The 25,136-nt window shown below is 72.8% G+C and carries 25 protein-coding genes; 10 read left to right on the top strand and 15 right to left on the bottom strand.

The window, feature by feature from the left end; translation table 11 throughout:
• Positions 1 to 414: 414 nt before the first annotated feature.
• The 4 genes from BM419_RS10395 (at position 415) to BM419_RS10380 (ending at position 2,877) form a co-directional block, all read left to right on the top strand.
• Positions 415 to 1,014: a PAS domain-containing protein gene (locus BM419_RS10395; RefSeq protein WP_020093209.1), complete on the top strand. Its 600-nt coding sequence runs from the start codon at positions 415 to 417 to the stop codon at positions 1,012 to 1,014.
• A gap of 208 nt (positions 1,015 to 1,222) precedes the next feature.
• On the top strand, positions 1,223 to 1,732 hold the full coding sequence (locus tag BM419_RS10390; RefSeq protein ID WP_091677612.1) for a ferritin-like domain-containing protein: 510 nt from the start codon (positions 1,223 to 1,225) through the stop codon (positions 1,730 to 1,732).
• A 98-nt stretch (positions 1,733 to 1,830) separates the two neighbouring features.
• Positions 1,831 to 2,475, top strand: coding sequence for a cysteine hydrolase family protein (locus BM419_RS10385; RefSeq protein ID WP_091926359.1), 645 nt, complete (start codon positions 1,831 to 1,833; stop codon positions 2,473 to 2,475).
• 204 nt (positions 2,476 to 2,679) lie between these two features.
• Entirely contained in the window at positions 2,680 to 2,877 is a 198-nt protein-coding gene (locus BM419_RS10380; protein WP_012318739.1) for a hypothetical protein, read from the top strand.
• Between the two features lie 91 nt (positions 2,878 to 2,968).
• Here BM419_RS10380 and BM419_RS10375 read toward each other — a convergent pair whose 3' ends face one another.
• The gene (locus tag BM419_RS10375; protein ID WP_091926358.1) at positions 2,969 to 3,739 is read right to left on the bottom strand and encodes an SDR family NAD(P)-dependent oxidoreductase; all 771 of its coding nucleotides are present in this window, start codon (positions 3,737 to 3,739) and stop codon (positions 2,969 to 2,971) included.
• A 152-nt stretch (positions 3,740 to 3,891) separates the two neighbouring features.
• Between BM419_RS10375 and BM419_RS10370 the strand changes: the two genes are divergently transcribed.
• The gene (locus BM419_RS10370; RefSeq protein ID WP_020093213.1) at positions 3,892 to 4,521 is read left to right on the top strand and encodes a TetR/AcrR family transcriptional regulator; all 630 of its coding nucleotides are present in this window, start codon (positions 3,892 to 3,894) and stop codon (positions 4,519 to 4,521) included.
• Positions 4,522 to 4,529: 8 nt separating this feature from the next.
• Here BM419_RS10370 and BM419_RS10365 read toward each other — a convergent pair whose 3' ends face one another.
• The 5 genes from BM419_RS10365 to BM419_RS10345 form a co-directional block, all read right to left on the bottom strand.
• A complete protein-coding gene (locus BM419_RS10365) occupies positions 4,530 to 4,874 on the bottom strand; it encodes a DUF1330 domain-containing protein (RefSeq protein ID WP_020093214.1) in 345 nt (114 codons plus the stop codon).
• Positions 4,875 to 4,937: 63 nt separating this feature from the next.
• On the bottom strand, positions 4,938 to 5,630 hold the full coding sequence (gene pyrF / locus BM419_RS10360) for an orotidine-5'-phosphate decarboxylase (RefSeq protein ID WP_056523322.1): 693 nt from the start codon (positions 5,628 to 5,630) through the stop codon (positions 4,938 to 4,940).
• 289 nt (positions 5,631 to 5,919) lie between these two features.
• Positions 5,920 to 6,537, bottom strand: coding sequence for a uracil-DNA glycosylase family protein (locus tag BM419_RS10355; protein ID WP_056523320.1), 618 nt, complete (start codon positions 6,535 to 6,537; stop codon positions 5,920 to 5,922).
• A gap of 137 nt (positions 6,538 to 6,674) precedes the next feature.
• On the bottom strand, positions 6,675 to 8,870 hold the full coding sequence (locus BM419_RS10350) for a xanthine dehydrogenase family protein molybdopterin-binding subunit (RefSeq protein ID WP_091926357.1): 2,196 nt from the start codon (positions 8,868 to 8,870) through the stop codon (positions 6,675 to 6,677).
• Positions 8,871 to 8,930: 60 nt separating this feature from the next.
• Positions 8,931 to 9,386 carry a (2Fe-2S)-binding protein gene (locus tag BM419_RS10345; protein ID WP_020093218.1) on the bottom strand — a complete coding sequence of 152 codons (456 nt, stop codon included), beginning with the start codon at positions 9,384 to 9,386 and terminating at the stop codon, positions 8,931 to 8,933.
• Between the two features lie 285 nt (positions 9,387 to 9,671).
• Here BM419_RS10345 and BM419_RS10340 point away from each other — a divergent pair, with 285 nt between their 5' ends.
• On the top strand, positions 9,672 to 11,207 hold the full coding sequence (locus BM419_RS10340) for a sensor histidine kinase (RefSeq protein ID WP_020093219.1): 1,536 nt from the start codon (positions 9,672 to 9,674) through the stop codon (positions 11,205 to 11,207).
• A gap of 27 nt (positions 11,208 to 11,234) precedes the next feature.
• Here BM419_RS10340 and BM419_RS10335 read toward each other — a convergent pair whose 3' ends face one another.
• Positions 11,235 to 11,651 (bottom strand): EVE domain-containing protein, encoded by a 417-nt coding sequence (locus tag BM419_RS10335; protein WP_020093220.1) that lies wholly within the window; start codon positions 11,649 to 11,651, stop codon positions 11,235 to 11,237.
• Positions 11,652 to 11,875: 224 nt separating this feature from the next.
• Between BM419_RS10335 and BM419_RS10330 the strand changes: the two genes are divergently transcribed.
• Positions 11,876 to 14,257, top strand: coding sequence for a bifunctional diguanylate cyclase/phosphodiesterase (locus tag BM419_RS10330; protein ID WP_091926356.1), 2,382 nt, complete (start codon positions 11,876 to 11,878; stop codon positions 14,255 to 14,257).
• A gap of 25 nt (positions 14,258 to 14,282) precedes the next feature.
• On the opposite strand, the gene BM419_RS10325 is transcribed toward BM419_RS10330, so the two are convergent.
• From BM419_RS10325 to BM419_RS10305, 5 genes are all read right to left on the bottom strand, one after another.
• Positions 14,283 to 15,281 (bottom strand): NAD(P)H-dependent glycerol-3-phosphate dehydrogenase, encoded by a 999-nt coding sequence (locus BM419_RS10325; protein ID WP_091926355.1) that lies wholly within the window; start codon positions 15,279 to 15,281, stop codon positions 14,283 to 14,285.
• Positions 15,278 to 16,135, bottom strand: a complete 858-nt coding sequence (locus tag BM419_RS10320) for a GNAT family N-acetyltransferase (protein WP_020093223.1) — start codon at positions 16,133 to 16,135, stop codon at positions 15,278 to 15,280. Before BM419_RS10320 ends, BM419_RS10325 begins: the two co-directional genes overlap by 4 nt.
• On the bottom strand, positions 16,132 to 17,223 hold the full coding sequence (gene tsaD, locus BM419_RS10315) for a tRNA (adenosine(37)-N6)-threonylcarbamoyltransferase complex transferase subunit TsaD (protein ID WP_042670840.1): 1,092 nt from the start codon (positions 17,221 to 17,223) through the stop codon (positions 16,132 to 16,134). Before tsaD ends, BM419_RS10320 begins: the two co-directional genes overlap by 4 nt.
• 107 nt (positions 17,224 to 17,330) lie before the next feature.
• On the bottom strand, positions 17,331 to 17,540 hold the full coding sequence (locus BM419_RS10310) for a TOBE domain-containing protein (RefSeq protein WP_020093225.1): 210 nt from the start codon (positions 17,538 to 17,540) through the stop codon (positions 17,331 to 17,333).
• Between the two features lie 95 nt (positions 17,541 to 17,635).
• On the bottom strand, positions 17,636 to 17,974 hold the full coding sequence (locus BM419_RS10305) for a DUF2293 domain-containing protein (RefSeq protein WP_042670839.1): 339 nt from the start codon (positions 17,972 to 17,974) through the stop codon (positions 17,636 to 17,638).
• Positions 17,975 to 18,076: 102 nt separating this feature from the next.
• Here BM419_RS10305 and BM419_RS10300 point away from each other — a divergent pair, with 102 nt between their 5' ends.
• Positions 18,077 to 18,379: a hypothetical protein gene (locus tag BM419_RS10300; RefSeq protein ID WP_091926354.1), complete on the top strand. Its 303-nt coding sequence runs from the start codon at positions 18,077 to 18,079 to the stop codon at positions 18,377 to 18,379.
• A gap of 111 nt (positions 18,380 to 18,490) precedes the next feature.
• On the opposite strand, the gene rpsD is transcribed toward BM419_RS10300, so the two are convergent.
• Complete coding sequence (gene rpsD, locus BM419_RS10295; RefSeq protein ID WP_010686187.1) at positions 18,491 to 19,108, bottom strand: 30S ribosomal protein S4; 618 nt, start codon at positions 19,106 to 19,108, stop codon at positions 18,491 to 18,493.
• Between the two features lie 193 nt (positions 19,109 to 19,301).
• Between rpsD and BM419_RS10290 the strand changes: the two genes are divergently transcribed.
• Complete coding sequence (locus BM419_RS10290) at positions 19,302 to 19,781, top strand: GNAT family N-acetyltransferase (RefSeq protein WP_091926353.1); 480 nt, start codon at positions 19,302 to 19,304, stop codon at positions 19,779 to 19,781.
• Positions 19,782 to 19,911: 130 nt separating this feature from the next.
• Here the strand turns inward: BM419_RS10290 and BM419_RS10285 are convergent, their stop codons facing one another.
• Entirely contained in the window at positions 19,912 to 21,546 is a 1,635-nt protein-coding gene (locus BM419_RS10285; protein WP_091926352.1) for an alpha-D-glucose phosphate-specific phosphoglucomutase, read from the bottom strand.
• A 217-nt stretch (positions 21,547 to 21,763) separates the two neighbouring features.
• On the opposite strand from BM419_RS10285, the gene BM419_RS10280 reads away from it, so the two are divergent.
• A complete protein-coding gene (locus BM419_RS10280) occupies positions 21,764 to 22,876 on the top strand; it encodes an alpha/beta hydrolase (protein WP_091926351.1) in 1,113 nt (370 codons plus the stop codon).
• 56 nt (positions 22,877 to 22,932) lie between these two features.
• Here BM419_RS10280 and scpA read toward each other — a convergent pair whose 3' ends face one another.
• Positions 22,933 to 25,098: a methylmalonyl-CoA mutase gene (scpA, locus tag BM419_RS10275; protein ID WP_056523306.1), complete on the bottom strand. Its 2,166-nt coding sequence runs from the start codon at positions 25,096 to 25,098 to the stop codon at positions 22,933 to 22,935.
• Positions 25,099 to 25,136 lie beyond the last annotated feature (38 nt).

The following is a 25,136-nucleotide window of genomic DNA, read 5'->3' as shown; positions in this document are numbered from 1 at the left end:
GTCGCCCTCATTTGATGCGCTCGCTGCGCTGACGAACCGCGTCCAGCGCTCACGCGGACGCGCAGGGCGCGCAAGCTCCGGCCTGGACCGGGACGTCCCGGGCCCCTCGGCCAGGACGCGGGGCCTGCATGCGGGGCTTGGACGCGGGGCGTCGCGCCGTCCCCGCCGGCGGAGTCAGGTGTCGGCCAGTGGAGGGACGGCACGTCGCGGCGGCCAGCAGAAGAAAATTCCCTTCGAGTCCGCCGCTCAACTCTGATGGAAGCCTAGGTCGGGCGAACCGGGCACGGCGAGACAACACATATATTTGAATACAAGATCTTTACGGGAATTTGTATTAGGCTATAACGGATTTTGCAGGATCACAATCGTCGCGCAGCGTCGCCTCTGGTTGCGGTGAGATCGGGGAGGTCTCGGATGGACCACGCGGACGACGTCGTATCCGAGGCGGCGCTCGTCGCAGCGCTCGAAGCCTCGGGCGGCGTCGGCTTCTGGATGTGGGACATCCTCCGGGACGAGGCGCGGGCCGATCCGGTGAGCGCCCTGCTGTTCAACATCAGCCCGGCCCGGTCGCGGGTCGGGGTCAGCCTCGCGGAGCTCCTGAAGGCCGTCCATCCGGACGATCAGCCCCACATCTCGCAGGTCATTCTGGACTGCGTCCGGACCGGCGGCTCCTACACGGCGGAGTACCGCGTCTGCTCGCCGGAGGGGCGGCTGCGGTGGCTGTTCACCCGCGGGCACTTCTACCTGGACCAGGACGGGCGACCGACCACCGGACGGGGCGTGATCGTCGAGATCTCGGACAGCAAGGCGGCCGGCGCGGCTTTCGCGGAGCGCGACGGGGACACGATCGACGACGCCCTCAGCCGCACCGCCGACCTCTGCCTGTCGCTGCACAACACGGTCTCGGTGGTCGGCGACACCGCCCTCGTGGCGCTGACCGAGACGCTGCTCCTCGAGATCGGCAAGCGCCTCGCGGAGCGCCAGCGCGCCGAGCGCAGCGGCGGCCTGCACTGAGCGGGGCAGCTGCCGGAGGTCGCGGATCGTCCGCTCGATGCGCGCCGCCCCGGCTTCGTCGACCGGCACCGGCCGGCCGGTCTCGTCCGGCCCGTCCGGGACCGGCGCCCCCCGCGCCTGCGACCTTCCGACCGGAACTTGGCCGTGCGGCACCCGTGTTTGCCGGTTGAATGAGCCCCGCGCTCACAACTGCTGAGAGGTGAACGCCATGACCATGGACGCCCGCGAGATCTACGTCACGGCCCTGAAGAACACCCATGCTGTGGAGATGCAGGCGCTGCAGATCATGGAGCGGCAGGTCGAGCGCCTGGAGCGCTATCCCGAGATGGAGCAGGCCCTGCGCCGCCACATCGAGGAGACGCACGGGCAGCGCCACCGGCTGGAGGAGGCGCTCCAGAGCCTGGGCGACAGCCCCTCGACCCTCAAGGAGGGCTTCCTGGGCTTCGTCGGCAACATGATGGCCCTGGGTCACACGCCGGCCCAGGACGAGATCCTGAAGAACACCTACGCCAACCACGCCTTCGAGAATTTCGAGATCGCCGCCTACGAGTCGCTGCTCACCATCGGCGACGCCGCCGGCCAGCAGGGCCACCGGACAGCGTTCGAGCAGTCCCTCAAGGAGGAGCAGGCCATGGCGGAGGCGGTGCGCAAGCTGATCCGCCCGACCACCGAGCGCTACCTCTCGCTGACGGTATCCGGCGCCAAGGCCGACCGCTGAGGTCCCGCCGTCCCCGCCCCGAGACCGGGCGGGGACGGCCTCCCGTACCACTTTCGCCCGCTACCCGAGCCACGCTGACCCGGTCTGATCGCGCGCCCATGGACATCGGAAGCCGCCCATCGACGGACAGTCCCCGGCCGGAGCCGGAAACCGCCGGCGGGGCCCTGGGGAGGGGGTGCGTCCACCTCTGCGTGGACATGCAGCGCATGTTCGCCGAGCCCACCGACTGGCAGACCCCGTGGATGAACCGCGTCCTGCCCCATGTCTGCCGCCTCGCGGCGGCGCATCCGGAGCGGACCGTCTTCACCCGCTTCATCCCGGCCACCCGGCCGGGCGAGGGCCGCGGGACCTGGGCGACCTACTCGCGGCGCTGGGCCGGCATGACCCGGGAGCGCCTCGACCCGGGCCTGATCGACCTCGTCCCGGACCTCGCCCGACTGGCTCCGCCCGCCGAGATCGTCGACAAGACCGTCTACTCGCCCTGGCTCGAGACGGGTCTCGACGCGCGCCTGCGCGCGCGGGGGGTCGACACGCTGATCGTCACAGGCGCCGAGACCGACGTCTGCGTGTTGGCCGCCGTGCTCGGCGGGGTCGATCTCGGCTACCGGATCGTGCTGGCTACCGACGGCCTGTGCAGTTCCTGCGACGAGGCGCACGACGCCCTCCTGCTGATGTACCGGATGCGCTACGGCCACCAGGTCGAGACGATGACGACCGCCGAGATCCTCGACCGCTGGCACTGAGCCGGCCGCGCGCCCTCCCGCCGGGCCCGAGCATCCGATCTGTAATGGCCAAGCTCAAGGCGAGTTCTCGGCCCGGCTCCGCCGGCCACCCCGGATCACGAACACTCGATCCGTGCGGCCGCGCACGCGAAAAACAGTCGCGGCGCATGAACCGGTGGCCGGTGAGACCGTTATGTTCCTGAACAGGGTTCCGGAGGAAAGGTTATGGCCAAGCACGAGATCCTCGGCTACTTCGAGCACCGCCGCGACGGGGCCTGGGTCTGCGTCCGTCCCTTCACTCTGACCACGCGGGATGCGAGCGTCGACATCCGCCAGGGCATGCGCTTCGACTACGGCAAGCGCGTCGGAGGCGTCGATCTGGCCGAGTACCTCGAGCGCCTGGGTTCGCAGTTCGGTTCCTGAGGCGCGGTCACGCGCGAGCCGCATATCGCAGATCCTTCGATGCGGCGCCGGGCGTGACCCCTGCGCCGCGCTTCGTCGTTCCGAGCGCCGCTCAGGCGCCGCCCCACTGCATCGTCAGGCCGCCATCGACCACCAGGGTGTGGCCGGTGATGTAGGCGGCGTCCTCCGAGGCGAGGTAGAGGATCGCCCGGGCGATCTCCTCGGGCTGGCCGGCCCGGTGCCACGGGATCCGCTCCAGGGACTCGTCGAGAACCTCCGGCTTCTCGAACCGGTCGGCGGTCATCGGCGTCTCGATCAGGCCCGGGGCGACGCTGTTGACGTTGATCCGATCCTCCGCGAGTTCGCGCGACAGGGACCGGCAGAGGGAGCCGAGCCCGGCCTTCGACATGCCGTAGGGGGCGCTCTCCGGCGTGGGCAGGTGCTGGGCCACGGAGGAGACGAACACGATCTTTCCGTTGCCGCCCTGGGCCCGGCGCATCCGGATGAAGGGGCGGGCGCAGAACAGCGGCCCCATGAGGTTCACCCGCAGGATCCGCTCCAGCACCGCGTCGTCCATCTCGGCGACCGGCATCCCGCTCATGGCCTGCCCGGCATTGGCCACGAGGATGTCGAGGGTGCCGAACTCGCTGCCGATGCGGTCGAAGGCCGCGGTGACCGCCGCCGGGTCGCCGACGTCGAGCTGGAGCACCAGCGCCCGCCGGCCCGCGGCCTCGACCCGCGCGGCGGTCTCGCGGATGCCCTCCGCGTCGCTGTGATAGGTGATGGCCACGTCGGCGCCCGCGCGGGCGAGCAGTTCCGCGGTCGCCTGCCCGATGCCGGAATCGGCCCCGGTGACCAGGGCGCGGGTGTCGGTGAAGCGCATCGCGGATCTCTCGCTGACGCCGCCGTCGCGGCGGGGTGCCTGGGCAATGGGCGCCGCCCGGGCCGGTTCCGGGCGCGCGCAGCCGCCGCAGGGGAACCCGATCCGGGTTCGCGTCTTTGACGCCCCGCCGCCGCATGGCCTAGTGAGGTCGCATGTCCCTCGAAGATACGACCCGCTCGCTCGCGGAGGAGTGCGCGCCCGACACGCGGAGCCGCATCCTCGCGACGGCGGGCACGTATTTCCGCGAGATCGGCTACCAGAAGACGACCGTGGCCGACATCGCCCGGACGCTGAAGATGAGCCCGGCCAACGTCTACCGCTTCTTCGAGTCGAAGAAGGCGATCAACGAGGCGGTGCTGGAGCGGCTGATCGGCGAGAGCGAGGCGGTGATCCTCGGCATCGCCGACCGGCCGGGCCTCGACGCCACCGCGCGCCTCGCGGCGGCGATCGAGGCCCTGCATCGCGACTCCACCCGGCGCTGCGAGACGTTTCCCCGCCTGCACGAGATGATCGAGGCGGCGATGGCGGAGAGCTGGGACGTCTGTCGCCACCACGTCGCCCGGATCACCGCCGGGTTCGAGCGGATCATCCGCGACGGGGTGGCGCGGGGCGAGTTCGAGGCGGCCGATCCCGCCGAGGCGGCCGCCTGCGTCCACGTCGCCATCGCCCGCTACACCCACCCGCTGCTGGTGGGCTGCTCCACCCTCCAGCCGGTGCCGCCCATGGCGGCGATGACGGCGTTCCTGCTGCGGAGCCTCGCGCCGCGCGGGTCGCTCCCGTAGCGCGCCGCCTACTCGGAGGCCGGTCCCGCCTCCGGCGCCGGCTCGGAGGCGCTGGGCTGCGGCCCGTCATAGCCCTCGATCACTAGGATCTCGGCCTCGACGCCGCCGCGCTGCTTGGCCTTGGCGGCCTGGTAGAGGTCGGAGTTCCAGCAGGCGAGGGCGTCGGCGTAGCTCGGGAACTCGATCACCACGTTGCGGGACCGGGCCGGGCCCATCACCGCCTCGTGGGCGCCGCCGCGCACGAGGAACCGGCCGCCGAACTTGGCGAAGGCCGCGCCGTTGGCCGCCACGTAGTCCTTGTAGGCCTCCGCGTCGCGGACATCGACCCGCGCGATCCAGTAGCCCTTGGTCATGCTGCGTCTCCTGCCCTGCGGAGCGAAGTGGGACCGCTCCGCCCGAAGGCAATCCCGCTCGGATCAGGCGAGGTCCGCCACGATCGCCCGCGCCACCGCGCGGGGGTCGGCGGCGCCGGTGATCGGGCGGCCGACCACCACGTGGTCGATCCCGGCCCGGCGGGCGTCGCCCGGCGTCATGACCCGCTTCTGGTCGCCGGCCGCGGCGCCCGCCGGGCGGATGCCCGGGGTGACGATCAGCCGGTCCGGACCGACGACGCGCCGGACCGCGCCCGCCTCGGCGGCCGAGCAGACGAGGCCGTCGATGCCGATCTCGGCCGCCTGCGCGGCGCGCTTGGCGACGAGCTCCGCCACCGGCAGGCCGTAGCCGGCCTCCGCGGCGTCGGCGTCGTCGTAGGAGGTGAGCACCGTCACGGCGAGGATCCTGAGTCCCGCGCCCCGGCCGCGGACCGCCGCCCGCATGGTCTGCGGGTAGGCGTGGACGGTGAGGAAGGTGGCGCCGGAGCCCGAGGCCGAGCGCACGCCCTCCTCGACGGTGTTGCCGATGTCGTGGAGCTTCAGGTCGAGGAAGACCTTGAGCCCGCGGGCCGCCAGCCGCTCGGCCAGGGCGAGGCCGCCCGCGTAGCCGAGCTGGTAGCCGATCTTGTAGAAGGTCGCGGCGTCGCCGATCCGGTCGATCAGCGCCTCGGCGGCCTGCACGCTCGGCAGGTCGAGGGCCACGATCAGGCGGTCGCGGGGGTCGGCAATCTCGGTCATCGGCGCGTCCTTCGGGGGTCGCGGCACGGATCACGCGCCGGCGATGCCTGTCAATGCGGGCGGGTCCGGGCGACGCCGTCCCCGACCCGCCGTGCGCGCCCCGACCCGCGCGCCGTCCTTGCGAGCGCAGCGAAGCAATCCAGGGCGGCGCGCCGGTCTCGGATTTGATGTGTCGCTGGATTGCTTCGCTGCGCTCGCAAAGACGGGCGCGACCCTTCAGTCCCGAGGGATATGGGATGCGCATGTCGTCGCTGTCGGGACGAGGCCCCGATGGCCCCTCATCCCGCCATCACCCCGCCATCACCCGCGCCACCTCGGCGCGCAGCACCGGCAGCAGCTCCGCCTCGAACCAGGGCTCGCGCTTCAGCCAGCCGTTGTTGCGCCAGGACGGGTGGGGCAGGGGCAGGACCCGGGGGCGGCGCGGCTCGGCCAGGATCTCCCGCCAGCGCCGCACCGTCCCGGTGAGGCCGCCCTCCATCCGTCCGAGGTGCCAGCCCTGCGCGTACTGGCCGATCACCAGGATCAGCTCCAGGTCCGGCAGGCCGGAGAAGAGTTCCGCCCGCCAGCGCTCGGCGCATTCCCGGCGGGGCGGCCGGTCGCCGCCCTTGGCGTCGAGGCCGGGGAAGCACGACCCCATCGGCACGATGGCCACCCGGGCGGGATCGTAGAACCGCGCCGCGTCGAGGCCGAGCCAGGCGCGCAGCCGCACGCCCGACGGGTCGGTGAAGGGCTGCCCGGTGCGGTGGGCGCGGGTACCGGGAGCCTGGCTGGCGATGCAGAGGCGGGCCGTGGCCGAGCCCTGGACGATCGGCCGGGGCTCCTGGGGCAGGGGCGGCCCGTAGCGCGGCGTGTCGCGGCAGAGGCGGCATGCGCGCAGGCGCGCGGCGGTGTCGTCGAAGGCGGGCATGGCCCGGAGATGGCGTCGCGGCGCCCGAAAAAGAAACGGCGCGGTGTCGCGCCGCGCCGTCGTCAGTCGGGTCTCTTGCCTTGGGGGGAAGGCCCACCCTTCCTACGCCGATCCGGGCCGGCGGAACGTGCGTTTCCTCACGCGCCCTTCACGCCGGAGAGGTCGAGCGGCAGCGAGCGCAGGCGCCGGCCGGTCGCGGCGAAGACCGCGTTGGCGATCGCCGGCCCGAGCACGGGCACGCCCGGCTCACCGATCCCGGTGGGCGCCGCCTGGCTCGGCACGATGTGCACTTCCACCTTCGGCATCTCGCTCATCCGGGTCGGCTCGTAGGCGTCGAAATTGTGCTCCTGCACCTGCCCGTCCTTGAGGGTGATGCGGTTGCGCAGCACCGCCGACAGGGCGAAGCCCACCGCGCCCTCGACCTGCGCGCGGATCACGTCCGGGTTGACCGGAACGCCGACATCCACCGCCGCCACGATCCGGTTGACGCGGATCGCGGCGTCGTGCGCCGTGACGTCGGCCACCATGGCGACGTAGGAGCCGAAGGATTCGTGGACCGCCACCCCGAGGCCGCGGCCCTGGTCCTGCGGCTTGGCGCTCCAGCCGGCCTTCTCGGCGGCGAGCTTGAGCACGCCGGACAGCCGCGGCGCCTGGGTCAGGAGGGAGAGCCGGTAGGCGACCGGATCGACGTTGGCGGCGTGGGCCAGCTCGTCGATCATCACCTCCATCACGTGGGCCGTGTGGGTGTGGCCGACCGAGCGCCACCACAGGACCGGCACGCCCTCGCGGCCGTTATGGACGCCGAACCGGTAGGCCGGCAGCGCGTAGGCGGTGTCGGAGGCGCCCTCCACGGTGGTGGCGTCGATGCCGTTCTTGACGATCATCGCCTCGAAGGGCGAGCCGATCATGATCGACTTGCCGACCATCACGTGGTCCCAGCCGACCACCGCGCCCTTGCCGTCGATGCCGGCCCGGACCCTGTGCAGCACGGTCGGGCGGTAATAGCCGCCGGCCATGTCGTCCTCGCGGGTCCAGACGAGGTGGAGCGGGGCCTTCTCGCCGGACGCCTTGAAGACGGTGGCGGCTTCCGCGAGGTAGTCGGCGGTGGGCGTCGCCCGGCGCCCGAACGAGCCGCCGGCCCAGTTGCTGTGCAGCCGGACCCGGTCGGCCGTCACGCCGAGGATCGCCGCCATGGTGGCCTGCTCGACGGTCTGGAACTGGAAGCCCGCGTAGACGTCGTAGCCGCCGTCGGCCCCCTTCTCGATCGTGGCGTTCAGGGGCTCCATCGCCGCGTGGGCGAGGTAGGGGAAGGTGAACTCGGCCTCGACGACCTTGGCGGCGCCCTTGAGCGCCGCCTGCGGGTCGCCGCGCTCGGAGGCCGTCAGGCCGGGACCCTTGGCGCGCTCGCGGTACTCGGCCAGGATCGCGTCGGACGAGCGGGTCTCGGCGGTGCTGTCGTCCCAGGCGACGGTCAGCGCCTCGCGGCCCTTCATGGCCGACCACGTGTCGCGGGCGATCACCGCCACGCCGGTCGGCACCTGCACCACGTCGAGGACGCCCGCGACCTTCCGGGCGGCCGCGGCGTCGAAGCTCTTCACGGTGGCGCCGAAGCGCGGGGCCCGGGCGACGAGGGCCGTGACCTGGTTCGGGCGGCGGATGTCGAGGGAGTAGACCGCCGTGCCGTTCGTCTTGGCGACGGAATCGAGGCGCGGCACCGTCTGGCCGATCAGCGTCCACTCGCTCGGGTCCTTGAGCCGCGGCTCGGACGGCACCGGCAGCGAGGCGGCCGAGGCCGCGAGCTCCCCGAACCGGGCCTGCCGGCCGGACGGGGCGTGGCGCACGAGACTGTCGGCGACCGTGATCTCGGAGACCGGCACCTTCCAGCGGAAGGCGGCCTCGGCCATCAGCATCTCGCGGGCGGCCGCGCCGGCCTTGCGCAGCTGGAACCAGGAATTGGCCACCGCGGTCGAGCCGCCGGTGCCCTGGATCGGGCCCATCAGGGTGTTGTTGTAGAGCGCCGCGTCGGCGGGCGCGAACTCGGTGCGGACGTGTCGCCAGTCGGCGCCGAGCTCGTCGGCCAGGATCGTGGCAAGCCCGGTCGTGTTCCCCTGGCCCATGTCGAGGTGCTTGATCACCACCGTGACGGTGTCGTCCGCGCCGATCCGCACGAAGGCGTTGGGCTGCGCCTTCACGTCGGCGAGGTTCGGGCCGGGCGCGGCGCGGGCGGGTTTCGGGTCGAGCCGGAACGCGACCACGAGGGCGCCGGCGCCCGCCAGCAGGCCGCGGCGGCTGGGACGGGCGGGGAGGGGATTCGGTCGACGGGCGTTCAGCATGGCGGCGAGGCTCCGGTCGGGACCGCGGGGGGAGGGCGGGAAGGTGGGCGCCGGGACGGATCAGGCGAGGCTGCGCGCGGCTTCGTGAATCGCCGCGCGGATGCGCTGATACGTGCCGCAGCGGCAGATGTTGCCGTCCATGGCACCGTCGATGTCGGCGTCGGTGGGCTTGGCGTTGCCCGAGAGCAGGCCGATCGCCGACATGATCTGGCCGGACTGGCAGTAGCCGCACTGGACCACGTCGAGCTTGCGCCAGGCCGCCTGGACGGCCTCGGCCACCCGGCCCGACACGCCCTCGATGGTCGTCACCTGCGCGGCGCCGACATCGCCCAGCCGCGTCTGGCAGGCGCGGACCGGCTGGCCGTCGAGGTGGACCGTGCAGGCGCCGCACTGCGCGATGCCGCAGCCGTACTTGGTGCCGGTGGCGTCGAGCCGGTCGCGCAGCACCCAGAGCAGGGGCATGTCGGGATCGGCGTCGATCGCGTGCGCGACGCCGTTGACGGTGAGATTCGGCATGGTCGGCGACCCTCTACTCGACGCGCGTGTCCGGGCGCCCCGGATCGCGGCGTGCGACCGCGCTCGGGCCGGCGGGCCTCCACCCGAGACTAGCGGGCGCGGGCCCCGACACGATGTGCGGCACCGCACGTCGATCCGGCGGCACGACAGTCTCGATACAGCCCGCGATGCTTAAGATTGCAGGGATGTCGGCAGCCGCTTCTTAACATATCCGCCCCATCCTCACGGAGTGCTTCCCCGCCACCGCCGCCCGTCCGCGCATTCGAGCCGAGTTTGAAGACGCGCATGTCCGATCTCACCGTCGAGATGGTCCAGCGCGGTCGCGGCCCCTCGACGGAGGAGGCGGCGCGCCGCCGCGGGGTCGCCCGGGAAATCCGTTCGGCCCGGGAGAAGCTGACCTCGCGGACCGGCCTCGAACGGGCCTTCGACTACGAGCTGCTGCGCCACTACGCCCAGTACCGGGTCGGCGCGGGCATCCCGCTGGTGGGGTTCGCGGCGGTGCTGGCCGCGGCGTCGACCTTCTGGATCGCGCCGCCGGTGGCGGCGATCTGGGCGCTCGGCGTGGTCCTGATGATCTCGCTCAACACGACGTTGAGCCGGCGCTTCCTCCGCGCCGACCCGGCGACGATCCCGCTCGCCCGCTGGCGCCGCCGCTTCCTGGTCGGCGAGGTGCTGCAGAGCCTGTCGTGGGCCGCGATGATCGGGCTCGGAACCACCGGCGGCTGGACCTTCGCGCTGTTCGGCCTCGTCATCGCCTCCGCGGTCACCACCATGCTGGCCGCGACGGTGCCGCTCGCCGCCGTCGCCGCCCTGGTGCCGCTGGCCCTCGCAACCGCCTCGCTCGCGGCCTTCTCCCGCGGGATGGACCTGCTGATGCTGGTGGTCATGGCCGGCGGGGCGCAGGTCTTCTTCCTCGGCCTGTCCCGCCGCCTCTACACCTCGACGGTGGGCGCCCTGCGCTCCCGCGCCGAGAAGGACGCGGTGTTCGGCGAGTTGGAGCAGGCCAAGGCCAATTCGGACGAGGCCCGCCGCCGGGCCGAGGAGGCCAACCTCGCCAAGTCGCGCTTCCTCGCCACGATGAGCCACGAGCTGCGCACGCCGCTCAACGCCATCCTGGGCTTCTCGGAGGTGATGAAGAACGAGGTGTTCGGCACCCATACGGCGCCGTCCTACCGCGAGTACTCGCACGACATCCACGACAGCGGGATGCACCTCCTGAACCTGATCAACGAGATCCTCGACCTGTCGCGGATCGAGGCGGGGCGCTACGAGCTGAACGAGGAACCTGTGCAGCTCGCCCACGTGGTCGAGGAGTGCCGCCACATGATGGGCCTGCGGGCCAAGGCGAAGAACCAGACCTTCCACGACCTCGTCGACGGCTCGCTGCCGCGGCTCTGGGCCGACGAGCGGGCTCTGCGCCAGATCGTCCTGAACCTCCTGTCGAACGCCGTGAAGTTCACGCCCCCGGGCGGCGAGATCTGGCTGAAGGTCGGCTGGACCGCCTCGGGCGGGCAGTACGTCTCGGTGAAGGACAGCGGCCCGGGCATCCCCGAGGACGAGCTCGGCACGGTCCTGTCCTCGTTCGGGCGCGGCTCGCTCGCGATCAAGACCGCCGAGCAGGGCTCCGGCCTCGGCCTTCCGATCGTGAAGGGCCTCGTGGAGCTGCACGGCGGGCAGTTCCAGCTGTCCTCCAAGCCCCGCGAGGGCACCGAGGTGGTGGTGACCCTGCCGGCCGCCCGGGTCATGGACACGCTGCCGCCGGTCGAGGTCGAGCCGGACTTCGTGGGCCCCGTGCGCGGCCCCCTCAACCGCGCCGCCTGAGCGGCCCGTTGGGCCGCGCGCCCCGGCTCAGCCGAGACCGCCGAGGGCGCAGACCCGCGCCCACTCGGCCTCGGTCACCGGCTGCACCGACAGCCGGGAATTGTTGACCAGCACCATGTCGGCGAGCGCCGCGTCGGCCTTGATCGCCTCAAGCGTGACCGGGCTCGGCAGCGCCCGCACGGCCCTGACGTCGACCATGCCGAAGCGGCCGGTCTCGTCGGTGTGGTCGGGGTAGTAGGCGCGGATCACCGCCACGATGCCCACCACCGCCTTGCCCTCGTTCGAGTGGTAGAAGAAGCCCTCCTCGCCGACCTGCATGGCCATCAGCTGCTTCTTGGCGAGGTGGTTGCGCACGCCGTTCCAGTGCGTGCCGGCCTCCCCGGCCGCGACCTGCTGATCCCACGACCAGGTCGCGGGCTCGGATTTGAACAGCCAGTACGCCATCGCTGAAGTCCCAGTAGACCGCCCGGCCGGGCGGCGCGCCCCGCCATAGCCCAGCTTCGCCTCCCGGGAACAGGCCGGTCCGGCCCCGGCCGCGCGCGGGACCGGCGGTCAAGCAGAACCCGCGTAGAACGCCGCAGCTCTGCTATCGCAAGCCTTGGGCAAATATTAAATTCTGCATGCAAATAGCCGTATAGCGCGTCACGCACCAATCGCCGGTTGCATACATGATCTCAGTCATCGGTTGCTTTATCGGTGAACACAACCTGTGGCTGGTAGGCCTCGCGGCCCTGGTCTGCGCGCTGGCGAGCGGCACCGCGATCGAGCTTCTCACCCATGCCGGCCGGACCGGCGGCCGCGGCCGCTACGTCTGGGTCGCGGTGGCCGCCGCCGCCGGGGGATCGGGGATCTGGGCGACGCATTTCCTGGCGATGCTCGCCTTCGAGCCCGGGCTGCCGTCGGGCTACGGCGTCGGGCTGACGCTCCTCTCCTACGTGGACGCCGTCGCGATCACCGGGCTCGGCTTCGCCCTGGCCGTCTCCGGCCGGGCGGTCCAGGCGGGCCTCGGCGGCGCCGTGGTCGGCGGCGGCATCGCGACGATGCACTACACCGGCATGGCCGCCTATCAGGTGGCAGGACACCTCGCCTGGACCCCCGCGCTGGTCGTGGTCTCGGTCGGCCTCGGGGCGGGGCTCGGCGCCGCCGCCCTGGTGGTCGGCCTGTCGGCCACCACGTTCCGGGGTCGGTACGGCGGCGCCGCGCTGCTGATCCTGGCGATCTGCGGCCACCACTTCGCCGGCATGGGCGCGGTGACCCTGCATCCCGACCCCACCGTGGCGATCCCCTCGGGCGCGATCCGGAGCGGGTGGCTCGCCGCGGCCGTGGCGGTGGCGAGCTGCCTGATCCTGCTGCTCGCCGGCGCCGCCCTCGTGGTCGACCTGCGCGAGCGCCGCCGCGCCGATCTCGAGCGCGAGCGCCTGCGCAGCCTCGCCAACGCGGCCGTGGAGGGCCTCGTCGTCTGCCGCGGCGGCGAGATCGTCAGCGCCAACGAGGCCTTCGCCCGGCTCGCGGGCCTGGAGGCGGCCGTCCTGACGGGCCGGAGCCTCAGCGCCTACCTGCCGGACCTCGTGCCCGGCTTAGGGACGGCCGACCAGCCCCTGGAGACCGAACTCGTCCCGGCGGCGGGCGCCCCCATTCCCGTCGAGGTGATCATGCGCCCGGTCGCCGAGTACGGGCGCCTGCCGCACCACGCCGTGGCGGTGCGCGACCTGCGCGCGCGGCGCCGGGCCGAGAGCGAGATCCACTACCTCGCCCACCACGACGCGCTCACCGGCCTCGCCAACCGCACGAGCTTCCACGCCCGGCTCGAGCGCGCGATGCGCGCCGCGGACGCCCAGGGCGGCCGGCTCGCGGTGCTGTGCCTGGACCTCGACCGGTTCAAGGAGGTCAACGACCTGTTCGGGCACGCCGCCGGCGACGCGATGCTGCGCGACCTCGCGCTGCGGGTCGGCGGTCTCCTCGATGCCGAGCAGCTGATGGCGCGGCTCGGCGGCGACGAGTTCGCCATCCTGACGCCGCAGGCGGAGGGACAGGCGGAGCGGCTGGCCGAGCGAATCCTCGCCACCCTGGCGGCGGTTCCGGCCGCCTCCGGCCCGGTGATCGCCACCAGCATCGGCATCGCGGTCTATCCCGACGACGCCGCGGACCTGCGCGCGCTCCTGAGCCATGCCGACGCCGCCCTCTACCGGGCCAAGAGCGAGGGGCGCGGCACCTGCCGGCGCTACGACGCCAGCATGGGCGCCGAGATCCGCGACAGGCGCCAACTCGAGCACGACCTCCGCCACGCGGTGGCGCGGGGCGAGCTGGAGCTCGTCTACCAGCCGCAGAGCCAGATCGAGTCCGGCACGGTCACGGGCTTCGAGGCGCTGCTGCGCTGGCACCATCCGGCCAGGGGCGGCATCTCGCCGGCCGTGTTCATCCCGATCGCCGAGGAGACCGGGGCGATCCTCGAGATCGGCGCCTGGGTGCTGCGGGAGGCCTGCCGGGCGGCGGCCGGCTGGCCGAACCCGCTGGCGATCGCCGTCAACGTCTCGGCGGTGCAGCTCCACAACCCGCACTTCGTCCCGTTCGTCCACGGGACCCTGTACGAATCCGGATTGCGGGCGGAGCGCCTGGAGATCGAGATCACCGAGACCGCGCTGATCCGGGATCCGGCCCGGGCGCTCCTCACCCTGCGCCAGCTCAAGGCCCTCGGCGTGCGGATCGCCATGGACGATTTCGGCACCGGCTACTCGTCGCTGTCGAACCTGCGCGCCTTCCCGTTCGACCGGATCAAGATCGACGGCTCGTTCATCAGGGCGGTCCACAGCAACCCGCAGGGGGCCGCGATCGTGCGCTCCGTCCTGGGGCTGGGGCGCGGCCTCGGGCTCGCCGTGGTGGCGGAGGGCGTGGAGACCGCCGAGGAGCTGTCCTTCCTGGCCGGCGAGCAGTGCCACCTCGCCCAGGGCTACCTGCTGGGTCGGCCGGCGCCGATCGCGCGCTTCGCGGCCCACACCCACGGTCAAGGACAAGGACAAGGCCACGCTGTGCCGGCGGCCTCGGTGGCGTGACAGAGGTTGCGGGGCGGGGCCGGCGTCAGTCGGTCTCCCCGCGCAGCGGACGGGCCAGCAGGCCGGCGATCACGTCGTCGACGCTGGCGGTGCCCGCCACGATGGCGGCGACGGCCGCCGCCACCGGCATCTCGATGCCCCTGGCGGCGGCCAGCCCGGCCAGCGCCGCGGCCGTGAACGCCCCCTCGGCGAGCTTGCCGCCCGCGGCCTCGGCCGGGCTCGCCCCGGCGCCGAGGCGCTGGCCGAAGGCGAAGTTGCGCGATTGCGGCGAGGAGGCGGTGAGCACGAGGTCGCCGAGGCCGGAGAGCCCCATCAGCGTCTCGGGCCGGCCCCCGAAGGTGCGGGCGAAGCGCATCAGTTCGGCGAAGGCCCGGGCGATCAGCGCCGCCCGGGCGCTCTCGCCGAGCCCGCGCCCGGCCACGATCCCGCAGGCGATGGCGAGCACGTTCTTGCCGGCGCCGCCGATCTCGACGCCGCGCACGTCGTCGGTGTGGTAGAGGCGGAAGCTCGGTCCCGACAGCAGCGCGCTCAGGGCGGCGGCGCGGCCGGCATCGGCCGCCGCCAGGGTCACGGCCGTGGGCAGGCCGCGGGCGACGTCGATCGCGAAGCTCGGGCCGGACAGGACCGCCACGGGCGTTCCCGGCGGCAGGACCTGCTCGGCCACCGCGCTGAGGAAGCTGTCGCTGCCGCGCTCGATCCCCTTGGCGCAGAGGATGACCGGCCCGGCCGTCGCCAGGGGTCCGCGCAGGGATTCCAGCACGCCGCGCACGGTCTGGGCGGGCACGACCAGGAGCGTCGCCCGGGCACGGGCGAGGTCGGCGGCCTCGCCCGTCGCCCGGATCGCCGGGTGGAGCGGCACGCCCGGCAGGTAGCGCGGGTTCTCCCGCTGGGCCTGCAGGGCGGCGGCGGCCCCCGGGTCGCGCAGCCAGAGGGTGACGGGATGGCCGGCCCCGGCGGCGGCGTTGGCCAGCGCCGTGCCCCAGGCCCCGCCGCCGACGACGTTGATCGGGGTCTCGGCGCTCATGCCGCTTCCTCCCTGTCGGCGCAGTCCAGCCGGTAGAGCACGTGGTCGCGCAGCGGCCCCTCCGGCACCGCCGGATGCGGGAATGTCCCGGCCGCGCGCATGCCGAGGCGCTCCATCACGGCGCGGGAGCGGCCGTTGCCGGCCGCCGTGAAGGCCACGACGCTGCGGATCCCGCAGCGCTCCGCGAGGTCGGCGCGGGCGAGCCGCGCGGCGCGCGTGGCGAGGCCGCGGCCCCAGGAGTCGCGCGCGAGGCGCCAGGCCAGCTCGACCGTCGAACCGGGCCGGTCGCCGCCGGGGAAGGGCAGGGGCCGCAGGATCCGCATCGCGCCGGCGAAGCCGACGAACCGGCCCGCGTGTTCCAGGGCCCAGGGGCCGAACCCGTCCGCCACGAAGCGGCGGTCGAGGAGGCCGGCCTCGGCCTCGCTCTCCGTCGCGGTCCGGGTCCGGGGACAGTGGGCCATCACCGCCGGATCGGCGTTGAGCGCCGCGAACGGCGCCGCGTCCTCCGGGCGCCAGCGGCGCAGGGTCAGGTCGCCGTCGCGGAGAGCCGCTGGCACCGGCGCCAGGGCGATCTTGCCGCGCCACGCGAGCGAGCGGCGGTTGAGGAGGGCGAGATCCGCGCGCCCCGCGAGCACCGCCTCGCCGAGCGCGATCGCCAGCTCCAGCTGCGCGAGGGGCATGGTGGCGTGGGCGGGCGGGCGGACATGGTCGCGCCAGGCGCCGCCGCAGGCGTGGTCCAGGAGGATGCGGGCGAAGCAATGGTCGAGCCGCACCGGCCAGCCCGGCCGGGCGGCCCCGGGCAGGCGGCGCTCCACCAGGTCCCGCCAGTGGGCGCGCCGGTCCGCCGCGCTCATCCGGCCGGGACCGCCGCGCGGGCCGGGGCGGCCGCCAGCGGCCAGCGGGGCCGCGCCGGGGCGGTGAGGTCGTCCACCAGCCCGAGGCGCAGGCGCTCCAGCCCGGCCCAGGCGATCATCGCGCCGTTGTCGCCGCAGAGGGGCAGGGGCGGGGCCACGAAGCTCAGGCCCGCCTCGCCCGCCAGGGACGCGAGCGCCCGCCGGACGGCGCCGTTGGCCGCCACGCCCCCCGCCGCCACCAGGGCGGTCGGGCGTCCGGCGACGTCCGAGAAGGCGCGCAGGGCGACCCGGGCGCGGTCCACCACCACGTCGACCACGGCGGCCTGGAAGCTCGCGCAGAGATCGGCGACGTCGCGCTCGGCCAGTGGGGCGATCCGCTCGGCCTCGATCCGCACGGCGGTCTTGAGGCCCGAGAGGGAGAAGTCGGCCTCGCGGCGGCCGAGCATCGGCCGGGGCAGGGCGAAGCGCTCGGGATCGCCGGCCTCGGCCACGCGCTCGACCTCGGGGCCGCCGGGATAGCCGAGGCCCAGGAGCTTGGCGACCTTGTCGAAGGCCTCGCCGATGGCGTCGTCGACGGTGGAGCCGAGGCGCACGTAGTCGCCGACGCCGCGCACGGCGACGAGCTGGGTGTGGCCGCCCGAGACCAGGAGCAGCAGGTAGGGGAAGGCGATGCCGTCGGTGAGCCGCGCCGTGAGGGCGTGGGCCTCCAGGTGGTTGACGGCGAGCAGGGGCTTGCGGGTCACGAGCGCCAGGGTCTTGGCGGTGACGAGGCCGACCAGCACGCCGCCGATCAGCCCGGGCCCGGCCGCCACCGCGATGCCGTCGAGGTCCCGGAAGCCGGTCCCGGCCCGGTCGAGGGCGCGGGCGATCAGCCGGTCGAGCACCTCGACATGGGCGCGGGCGGCGATCTCCGGCACGACGCCGCCGTAGGCCGCGTGCTCGGCGATCTGGCTCAGCACCTCGTTGGCGCGGATCTGAGCGCCACCCTCCTCGTCGACCGACACCACCGCGGCGGCGGTCTCATCGCAGGTGGTCTCGATGCCGAGCACGGTCTTCTGCACGCGCGGAACTCCTTGGTCCGGGCTCATCCTATCCGGCGGCGGCGGCGGCGCGAAGGCGGCCGGTCCCCGCCCGGGCCCGGAGCGTGGTGGATGCGCGCCGCCCTCCGTCCAGGAGGGCGGCGCGCGAGCCGTCGTCAGTCGACGGCGACCATGACGTCGGAGGCCTTGATCACCGCGTAGGCGGGACCGCCGGCGACGAGCTTGAGGGCCTCGACGGCCTCGTTGGTGATCGAGGCGGTGACCACCTGGCCGGGGCTGATCTCGATCCTCACGTGGGAGGTAGTCGCCCCCTTCTCCACCGAGACGACCGTACCCTTGAGAACGTTGCGCGCGCTGATCTTCATGGTCTTCTGCCAATCTCCACGAGCGGCACCGGAACGGGCCGCGGGGCGGCCCCGGGCCGGTCTCCTACAGCATGGCGGAGCCCGGCGCGACCGCCTCAGCGCGGATCGGCCCCGGGCGCGCCGGGCTCGTCCTCGGGGACCGGCGCGGCGCCCCAGGCGGCGAGCGCGGCGTTGAGGTCTTCGAGGACGAAGTGCCGGGCGCTGTCCCGGTCGTAGCCTTCCGCGAGGAGTTCGTCGTAATCCGTGAAGACGTGGCGCGCGTAGGCCACGAGGGCGAGGCGGGCCGCCGTCTCGGGGGCGGCCCGGCGGAGGCCGGGGCTCGCCAGCGCCCGGTCGAGGGCGGCCTCGGCCTCGAAATCCGGCAGGCGCGGGGCGAGGCGGGCCAGGGCCGCGGCGACGGCCTCCCGGCGGTTCAGGGGCGGACCGGCGCTCACCGGGGATCTGCCGTCGGCATGATTTTAAAGGTGTGATCGGGTAGGATCGCCGCCAGATGAGGCGGGGCCGGCACAGGATCCTCCGCCGGGGAGATCACGTCCATGGCAATTCTTCGTCCCGCGCTGCTTCTCGGCCTCCTGCTCGGGGCGACGCCGGCGCTGGCCCAGAGCCCGGCTCCGGGCGCGGGCCCCGGCCCCGCCGCCCCGGCCGGCCCCATCGTGGGCGGCCGCCGGGTCACCCCCATGAGCCAGATCAAGCCGACGGGCAACGCCGCGGCCACCGGACTGCCGCAGCCCGTGAGCCAGGCCGAGATGATCAAGGCTCAGAAGGCCGCCGAGGCCCGCTCGAAGGCCTGGGACAGCAAGATGCGGCACACGATGGGCTCGATCTGCCACGGCTGCTGAGGCCCGCGCCCCGTCCCGGGTGCCGGAGGCCGGCCTTCGGGACTGAGGTATCGAAACGCGAAGGGGCCGCCCGAACGGGCAGCCCCTCCATCGGTCGCCGGGGCGACAGGATCAGCGGGAGTAGAACTCGATGACGAGGTTCGGCTCCATCTGCACCGGGTAGGGCACCTCGGACAGGCTGGGGATGCGGGTGACGCGGGCGGTCATCTTGGCGTGGTCGGCCTCGATGTAGTCCGGCACGTCGCGCTCGGAGAGCTGCGTCGCCACGATGACGATCTCGAGCTGGCGGGACGACTCCTTGACCTCGATGAGGTCGCCGGCCTTCACTTGGTAGCTCGGGATGTTGACGCGGACGCCGTTCACCTTGACGTGCCCGTGGTTGACGAACTGGCGCGCGGCGAACGGGGTCGCGACGAACTTCGCCCGGTAGACCACGGCGTCGAGGCGGCGCTCGAGCAGGCCGACGAGGTTCTCGCCGGAATCGCCGCGCAGGCGGATCGCCTCGGCGTAGTAGCGGCGGAACTGCTTCTCGGTGATGTTGCCGTAGTAGCCCTTGAGCTTCTGCTTGGCGCGCAGCTGCGTGCCGAAGTCGCTCATCTTGCCCTTGCGGCGCTGGCCGTGCTGGCCGGGGCCGTACTCGCGGCGGTTGACGGGGCTCTTCGGGCGGCCCCAGATGTTCTGGCCCATGCGGCGGTCGAGCTTGTGCTTCGCCTGAATCCGCTTCGACATATCTTCCGCGTCCTCTCGTGACGAGAATGAGGAACGCGCCCTCCTTTTCCCGGCCCTTCGCGGTCCGGGACGACAGGGCGGGAGGATCCCGCCCACGGGTGCGCGTGAAAACGCGACGGGGCCCCGTGCGGAGCCCCATCGACGGGCGGGTCTTTAGGGGACGGACGCGCCGCGGTCAACCGTGAGAGGTCAGATGAACGAGTCAGTCGCGCTCCGGCGCGGTGCGCCCGCGGACGCGGACGCGATCCGGGCGCTGGTGGAGGCGGCCTACACGAAGTGGATCCCGGTGATCGGCCGCCTGCCGATCCCCATGCGGGCGGACTACGCGCAGGCTCTGCGGGACCACCGCTTCGACCTGCTGGTGGCCGGCCCGGATCTCGCCGGCCTGATCGAGACGCGGACCGAGGCCGATCACCTTCTGGTCGTCAACGTCGCGGTGCATCCGACCTTCCAGGGCCGGGGCTTCGGCAGCCGGCTGATGGGACGCGCCGACGCGGTCGCGGGCGAGGCCGGGCTGACGCGACTGCGCCTCTACACCAACAAGAAGTACACGGCGAACCTGCGCCTCTACGGGGCACTCGGCTACCGGGTGGAGCGGGAGGAGCTCTACGACGGACCGGGCCGGACCCGCGACGACGACGTCACCGTGCACATGGTGAAGGACCTGGTTTGAGGAAATCGGCGCCGGCCCTGCCGCCATCGCGCGCGCAGCGAAGCGACCCGGAGTCGCGCGCCGCCGTCGAGCGTGGCGCCTCTGGGTCGCTTCGCTCCCCGCGCAGAGACGGGTCGTCTCCCGGCTCCCCTCAGGTCACCACGCTCGGCTCAGGCCTTCCGGTGCGCGGCGCGATCTCGGCGATCGCGCGGGCTGCGGCGGCCACCGGGGCCAGCACCTCGGCCACGGCCAAGTCGAGCCGGTCCGGCGCGTTCTCGTAGCGCTCCAGGTAGACCCGCAGCGTCGCCCCGGCGGTGCCGGTGCCCGAGAGCCGGAACACCGCCCGCGCGTCCTCGGCGAAGCCGATCCGGATGCCCTGGCGCTCGGTGAGCGAGCCGTCGACCGGGTCGCGGTAGGCGAACTCGTCGGCCGTCGACACCGTGAGGTCGCCGATCCGCGTGCCCGGCAGCCCGGCGAGCTTCTCGCGGAGCGCGTCCATCAGGCCGTTGGCGGCGTCGGAATCGACCTCCTCGTAATCGTGGCGGGCGTAGTAGTCGCGCCCGTAGGCGCGCCAATGCGCCCGCACCAGCGCGTCGGCGCGCTCGCCGGTGGCGGCCAGGATGTTGAGCCAGAGCAGCACCGCCCAGAGCCCGTCCTTCTCGCGCACGTGGTTCGAGCCGGTGCCGGCGCTCTCCTCGCCGCACAGGGTGATGAGGCCCGCATCCAGCAGGTTTCCGAAGAATTTCCAGCCGGTGGGTGTCTCGTAGGCCTCGATGCCGAGGGCGGCGGCGACCCGGTCGGCGGCGCGGCTGGTGGGCATGGACCGCGCGACACCGGCGAGCCCGCCGGCGTAGCCCGGCGCCCGGTGGGCGTGGGCGGCGAGCAGGGCGAGGCTGTCGCTCGGCGTCACGAACAGGCCCGGCGCCACGATCATGTTGCGGTCGCCGTCGCCGTCCGAGGCCGCGCCGAAATCCGGCGCGGCCGGGCCCTGCATCAGGTCGAACAGGTCGTGGCAGTGGACCGGGTTCGGGTCCGGGTGGTGGCCGCCGAAATCCTCCTTCGGCACGGCGTTGACCACCGTGCCGGCGGGGGCGCCGAGCATCCCTTCGAGGATCGCCGTCGCGTACGGCCCCGTCACCGCGCTCATGGCGTCGAAGCGCATGCGGAAGCCGGAGGCGAACAGCCGCGACACCGCGTCGAAGTCGATCAGCGTGCGCATCAGCTCGGCGTAGTCGGCCACCGGGTCGATCACCGTGACCGTCATGGCGCCGAGGCGGGTGTCGCCGAGCGTGTCGAGGTCGAGGTCCGGGGCCTCGACGACGCGGTACTCGGTCAGCGCCTTGGCCCGCGCGAAGATCGCGTCGGTGACGGTTTCCGGCGCCGGGCCGCCGTTGGCGGCGTTGAACTTGATGCCGAAATCGCCCTCCGGGCCGCCTGGGTTGTGGCTCGCCGAGAGGACGATGCCGCCGAGCGCCTTGGCCTTCCGGATCACGCAGGAGGCGGCCGGCGTCGAGAGAAGGCCGCCCTGCCCGACCAGGACCCGGCCGAAGCCGTTTCCGGCGGCCAGTCGCAGCGTCTTCTGCACCACCTCGCGGTTGAGGAACCGGCCGTCCCCGCCGAGCACCAGGGTGGCGCCCGCCCTGTCGGGCAGGGTGTCGAAGATCGCCTGGACGAAGTTCTCGACGTAGTTCGGCTGCCGGAACACCGGCACCTTCTTGCGCAGGCCGGAGGTGCCCGGCTTCTGGTCGGGGAAGGGCGTAGTGGCGACGGTGGTCGGAGTCGTCATAAGCGGGCGTCTCCCGGGATCCTGCGCCTCAATGCCCGCCCGGAGGCGCGGCGTCACCAGCCCCGGCGACAGGGGCGGGCTTTTATCACGCGGTTTCGCCGGATCGGGCGACGGAACCCGCCACCTGTCCGCCGCCGGCCGCCCCGGAGCGTTGCGCCCGCCGGCACCCGCCGGTTCAATCGCCCGAGCCGCCGGACAAGGCGGACCGGAGGAAACCATGGCGGACAGACCGATGCGGACAGATCCGAACGGGGCACGACCGGGCCGGGGCCTGGCCCGGCGCGAGTTGGTCGGGGCGCTCGCCGCCGGGGCGGCGGTCGCGGCCGCGGCGGCCCCTGCCGTCGCGGCTCCCGCGGCCCGGCTGGCCACGGAAGAGTTCCGCCTGCCCTGGAGCGAGCCGGGCGTCGACATCTACGTGCGCAACAAGCGCCCGGCCGGCACCGACACGTTCCCGGGCGACCGGATCCTGCTCTACGTGCACGGCTCGACCTACCCGTCCTCTACGGCCTTCGACCTGCCGCTCGGCGGGATGTCGGCCATGGACTACCTCGCGGGCCTCGGCTTCGACGTCTACTGCGTGGACCTGCCGGGCTACGGCCTGTCGGGGCGCCCGGCCGCCATGGACGCGCCGCCGGACGACAACCCGCCGCTGATGCGCACGCCCGACGCCGCCAAGGTGGTGGGGCAGGTCGTCGACTTCATCAAGAAGCGGCGCGGCGTCGAGAAGATCGACCTGATGGGCTGGTCCTGGGGGACCTCCACCATGGGGCTCTACACCAGCACCCACAACGACAGCGTCAACCGCCTCGTCCTCTACGCGCCGCAATGGCTCGCGCGCACGCCGGGCCTGATCGGCGGCGGTGGCAAGGTCGGGGCCTACCGCACCGTCGGCCGGGACAGCGCCCGGGCCCGCTGGCTGACCGGGGTGCCCGAGGACAAGAAGGCCGACCTGATCCCGGCGGGCTGGTTCGACCAGTGGGCCGACGCGACCTTCGCGACCGACGCGGCCGGCGCGACGCGGTCGCCGCCGGTCCTGCGCGCGCCGAACGGCACGGTCGCCGACAAGGACGCCTACTGGGCGGCCGGCAAGCCGCTCTACGACCCGGGCGAGATCCGCGTGCCGGTGCTGATCATCCACGCCGAGTGGGACGCGGACCTGCCGAGCTACCAGGCGCAGGAATACTTCACCAAGCTCACCCACGCCCCGTACAAGCGCTTCGTCGAGCTGGGGGAGGGCACCCACACGGTGATGATGGAGAAGAACCGCATGCAGTTCCTCCACGCCGTCGGGGCGTTCCTCACGGAGGCGGACCCGCAGGCGCTGAACTGAGGCGCCTCGGCAATGAGGTCCGCGGCGGCCAGCCCGGCCGCCGCGGGAGGCTCGCCCTACTCCGCCGCCTGCCGGGCCGCGTAGCCCAGCCGCTCGTTCAGCGCGCGGATCAGCTTGGCGGCCGCCTCGGCGATCACCGTGCCGGGCGGGAAGATCGCCGCCGCGCCCGCCGCCGTCAGCGCCTCGTAGTCGCCCGGCGGGATGACGCCGCCGATGGCGATCATCACGTCGTCGCGGCCCTGCTCGGTGAGCGCCGCCTTCAGCTCCGGCACCAGCGTCAGGTGGCCGGCCGCCAGCGACGAGACGCCGACGATGTGGACGTCGTTCTCCACCGCCTGCCGGGCGGCCTCCGCCGGCGTGGCGAAGAGCGGCCCGATATCCACGTCGAAGCCGAGATCCGCGAAGGCCGAGGCGATCACCTTCTGGCCGCGGTCGTGACCGTCCTGGCCCATCTTGGCGACCAGGATGCGCGGCCGGCGGCCGTCGTTCTCCTCGAACGCCTCGACCAGCGCCCGGACTTCCTCGACCACTGGCGACATGCCCCCCACCTCGCGCTTGTAGACGCCGGAGATCGAGCGGATCTCGGCGCGGTGCCGGCCCCAGGCCTTCTCCAGGGCCTCGGAAATCTCGCCCACCGTCGCCTTGGCGCGGGCCGCGTCGACGGCGAGTTCGAGCAGGTTGCCGGTGCCGTCGGCGGCCTTCGTGAGCGCGTCGAGCCGGTCCGCGACCGTCGCCTCGTCGCGCTCGGCGCGCAGGCGCTTGAGCTTGTCGATCTGGAGCCGGCGGACGTTGCCGTTGTCCACCCGCAGCAGCTCGATCGCCATCTCGTCGTCGGCCCGGAACTTGTTCACGCCCACGATGGTCTGGCGGCCGGAATCGATCCGCGCCTGCGCCCGCGCGGCGGCCTCCTCGATGCGCAGCTTCGGGATGCCGGCCTCGATCGCCTTGGCCATGCCACCGAGCCCGTCGACCTCGCGGATGTGCTCCCAGGCCCGGGCGACCATGTCGGCGGTGAGCTTCTCCACGTAGTAGGAGCCGCCCCAGGGATCGACGATCCGGGTGGTGCCGCTCTCCTGCTGGAGGAACAGCTGGGTGTTGCGGGCGATCCGGGCCGAGAAATCGGTCGGCAGCGCCAGCGCCTCGTCCAGCGCGTTGGTGTGGAGCGACTGCGTGCCGCCCTGCGTCGCCGCCATCGCCTCGATGTTGGTGCGGGTGACGTTGTTGAACACGTCCTGGGCGGTGAGCGACCAGCCCGACGTCTGCGAGTGGGTGCGCAGGGCGAGCGACTTCTCCGACTTCGGATCGAACCCCTTCACGAGCTTCGCCCAGATCAGGCGCGCGGCCCGCATCTTGGCGACCTCCATGAAGAAGTTGGTCGAGATCGCCCAGAAGAACGACAGGCGCGGGGCGAACTGGTCGATGGTCAGCCCGGCCGCCAGCCCGGCCTTGATGTACTCGACGCCGTCGGCGAGCGTGTAGGCGAGCTCCAGGTCGTTCGTGGCGCCGGCCTCCTGCATGTGGTAGCCGGAGATCGAGATCGAGTTGAATTTCGGCATGTTCTTCGACGTGTAGGCGAAGATATCCGAGATGATCCGCATCGATCCCTTGGGGGGATAGATGTAGGTGTTGCGGACCATGAACTCCTTGAGGATGTCGTTCTGGATCGTGCCCGCGAGCTTCTGCGGCGGCACGCCCTGCTCCTCGGCGGCCACGATGTAGAGGGCGAGGATCGGCAGCACGGCGCCGTTCATCGTCATCGACACGGTCATCTCGTCCAGCGGGATGCCGGAGAACAGCGTGCGCATGTCGTAGATCGAGTCGATCGCCACGCCCGCCATGCCGACATCGCCCGAGACGCGGGGATGGTCGGAATCGTAGCCGCGGTGGGTGGCGAGATCGAAGGCGACCGACAGGCCCTTCTGCCCGGCCGCGAGGTTGCGGCGGTAGAAGGCGTTCGAATCCTCGGCCGTGGAGAAGCCGGCATATTGCCGGATCGTCCAGGGCTGGGTGACGTACATGGTCGGGTAGGGGCCGCGCAGGAACGGCGCGATCCCCGGATAGGTGTCGAGGAACTCGATGCCCTCCCGGTCCTCCGGCCCGTAGCGTCCCTTCACCGGGATGCCCTCCGGCGTCATCCAGGGCTCGCCGAGCGCCGGGGCCGACACCGCGAGCGATTCGCCTGAGAACGGGACTTCGGCGAAGTTCGGGATGCGGGAGGTCATGGCGTTGACTCGTTGTGGCGTTTGTCACGCCATTATAG

It is taken from the genome of Methylobacterium sp. yr668, assembly GCF_900116245.1.
Taxonomy (GTDB): domain Bacteria; phylum Pseudomonadota; class Alphaproteobacteria; order Rhizobiales; family Beijerinckiaceae; genus Methylobacterium.
The sequence above is the reverse complement of the archived record's forward strand: the minus strand, read 5'-3'. Positions and strand labels throughout refer to the sequence as shown.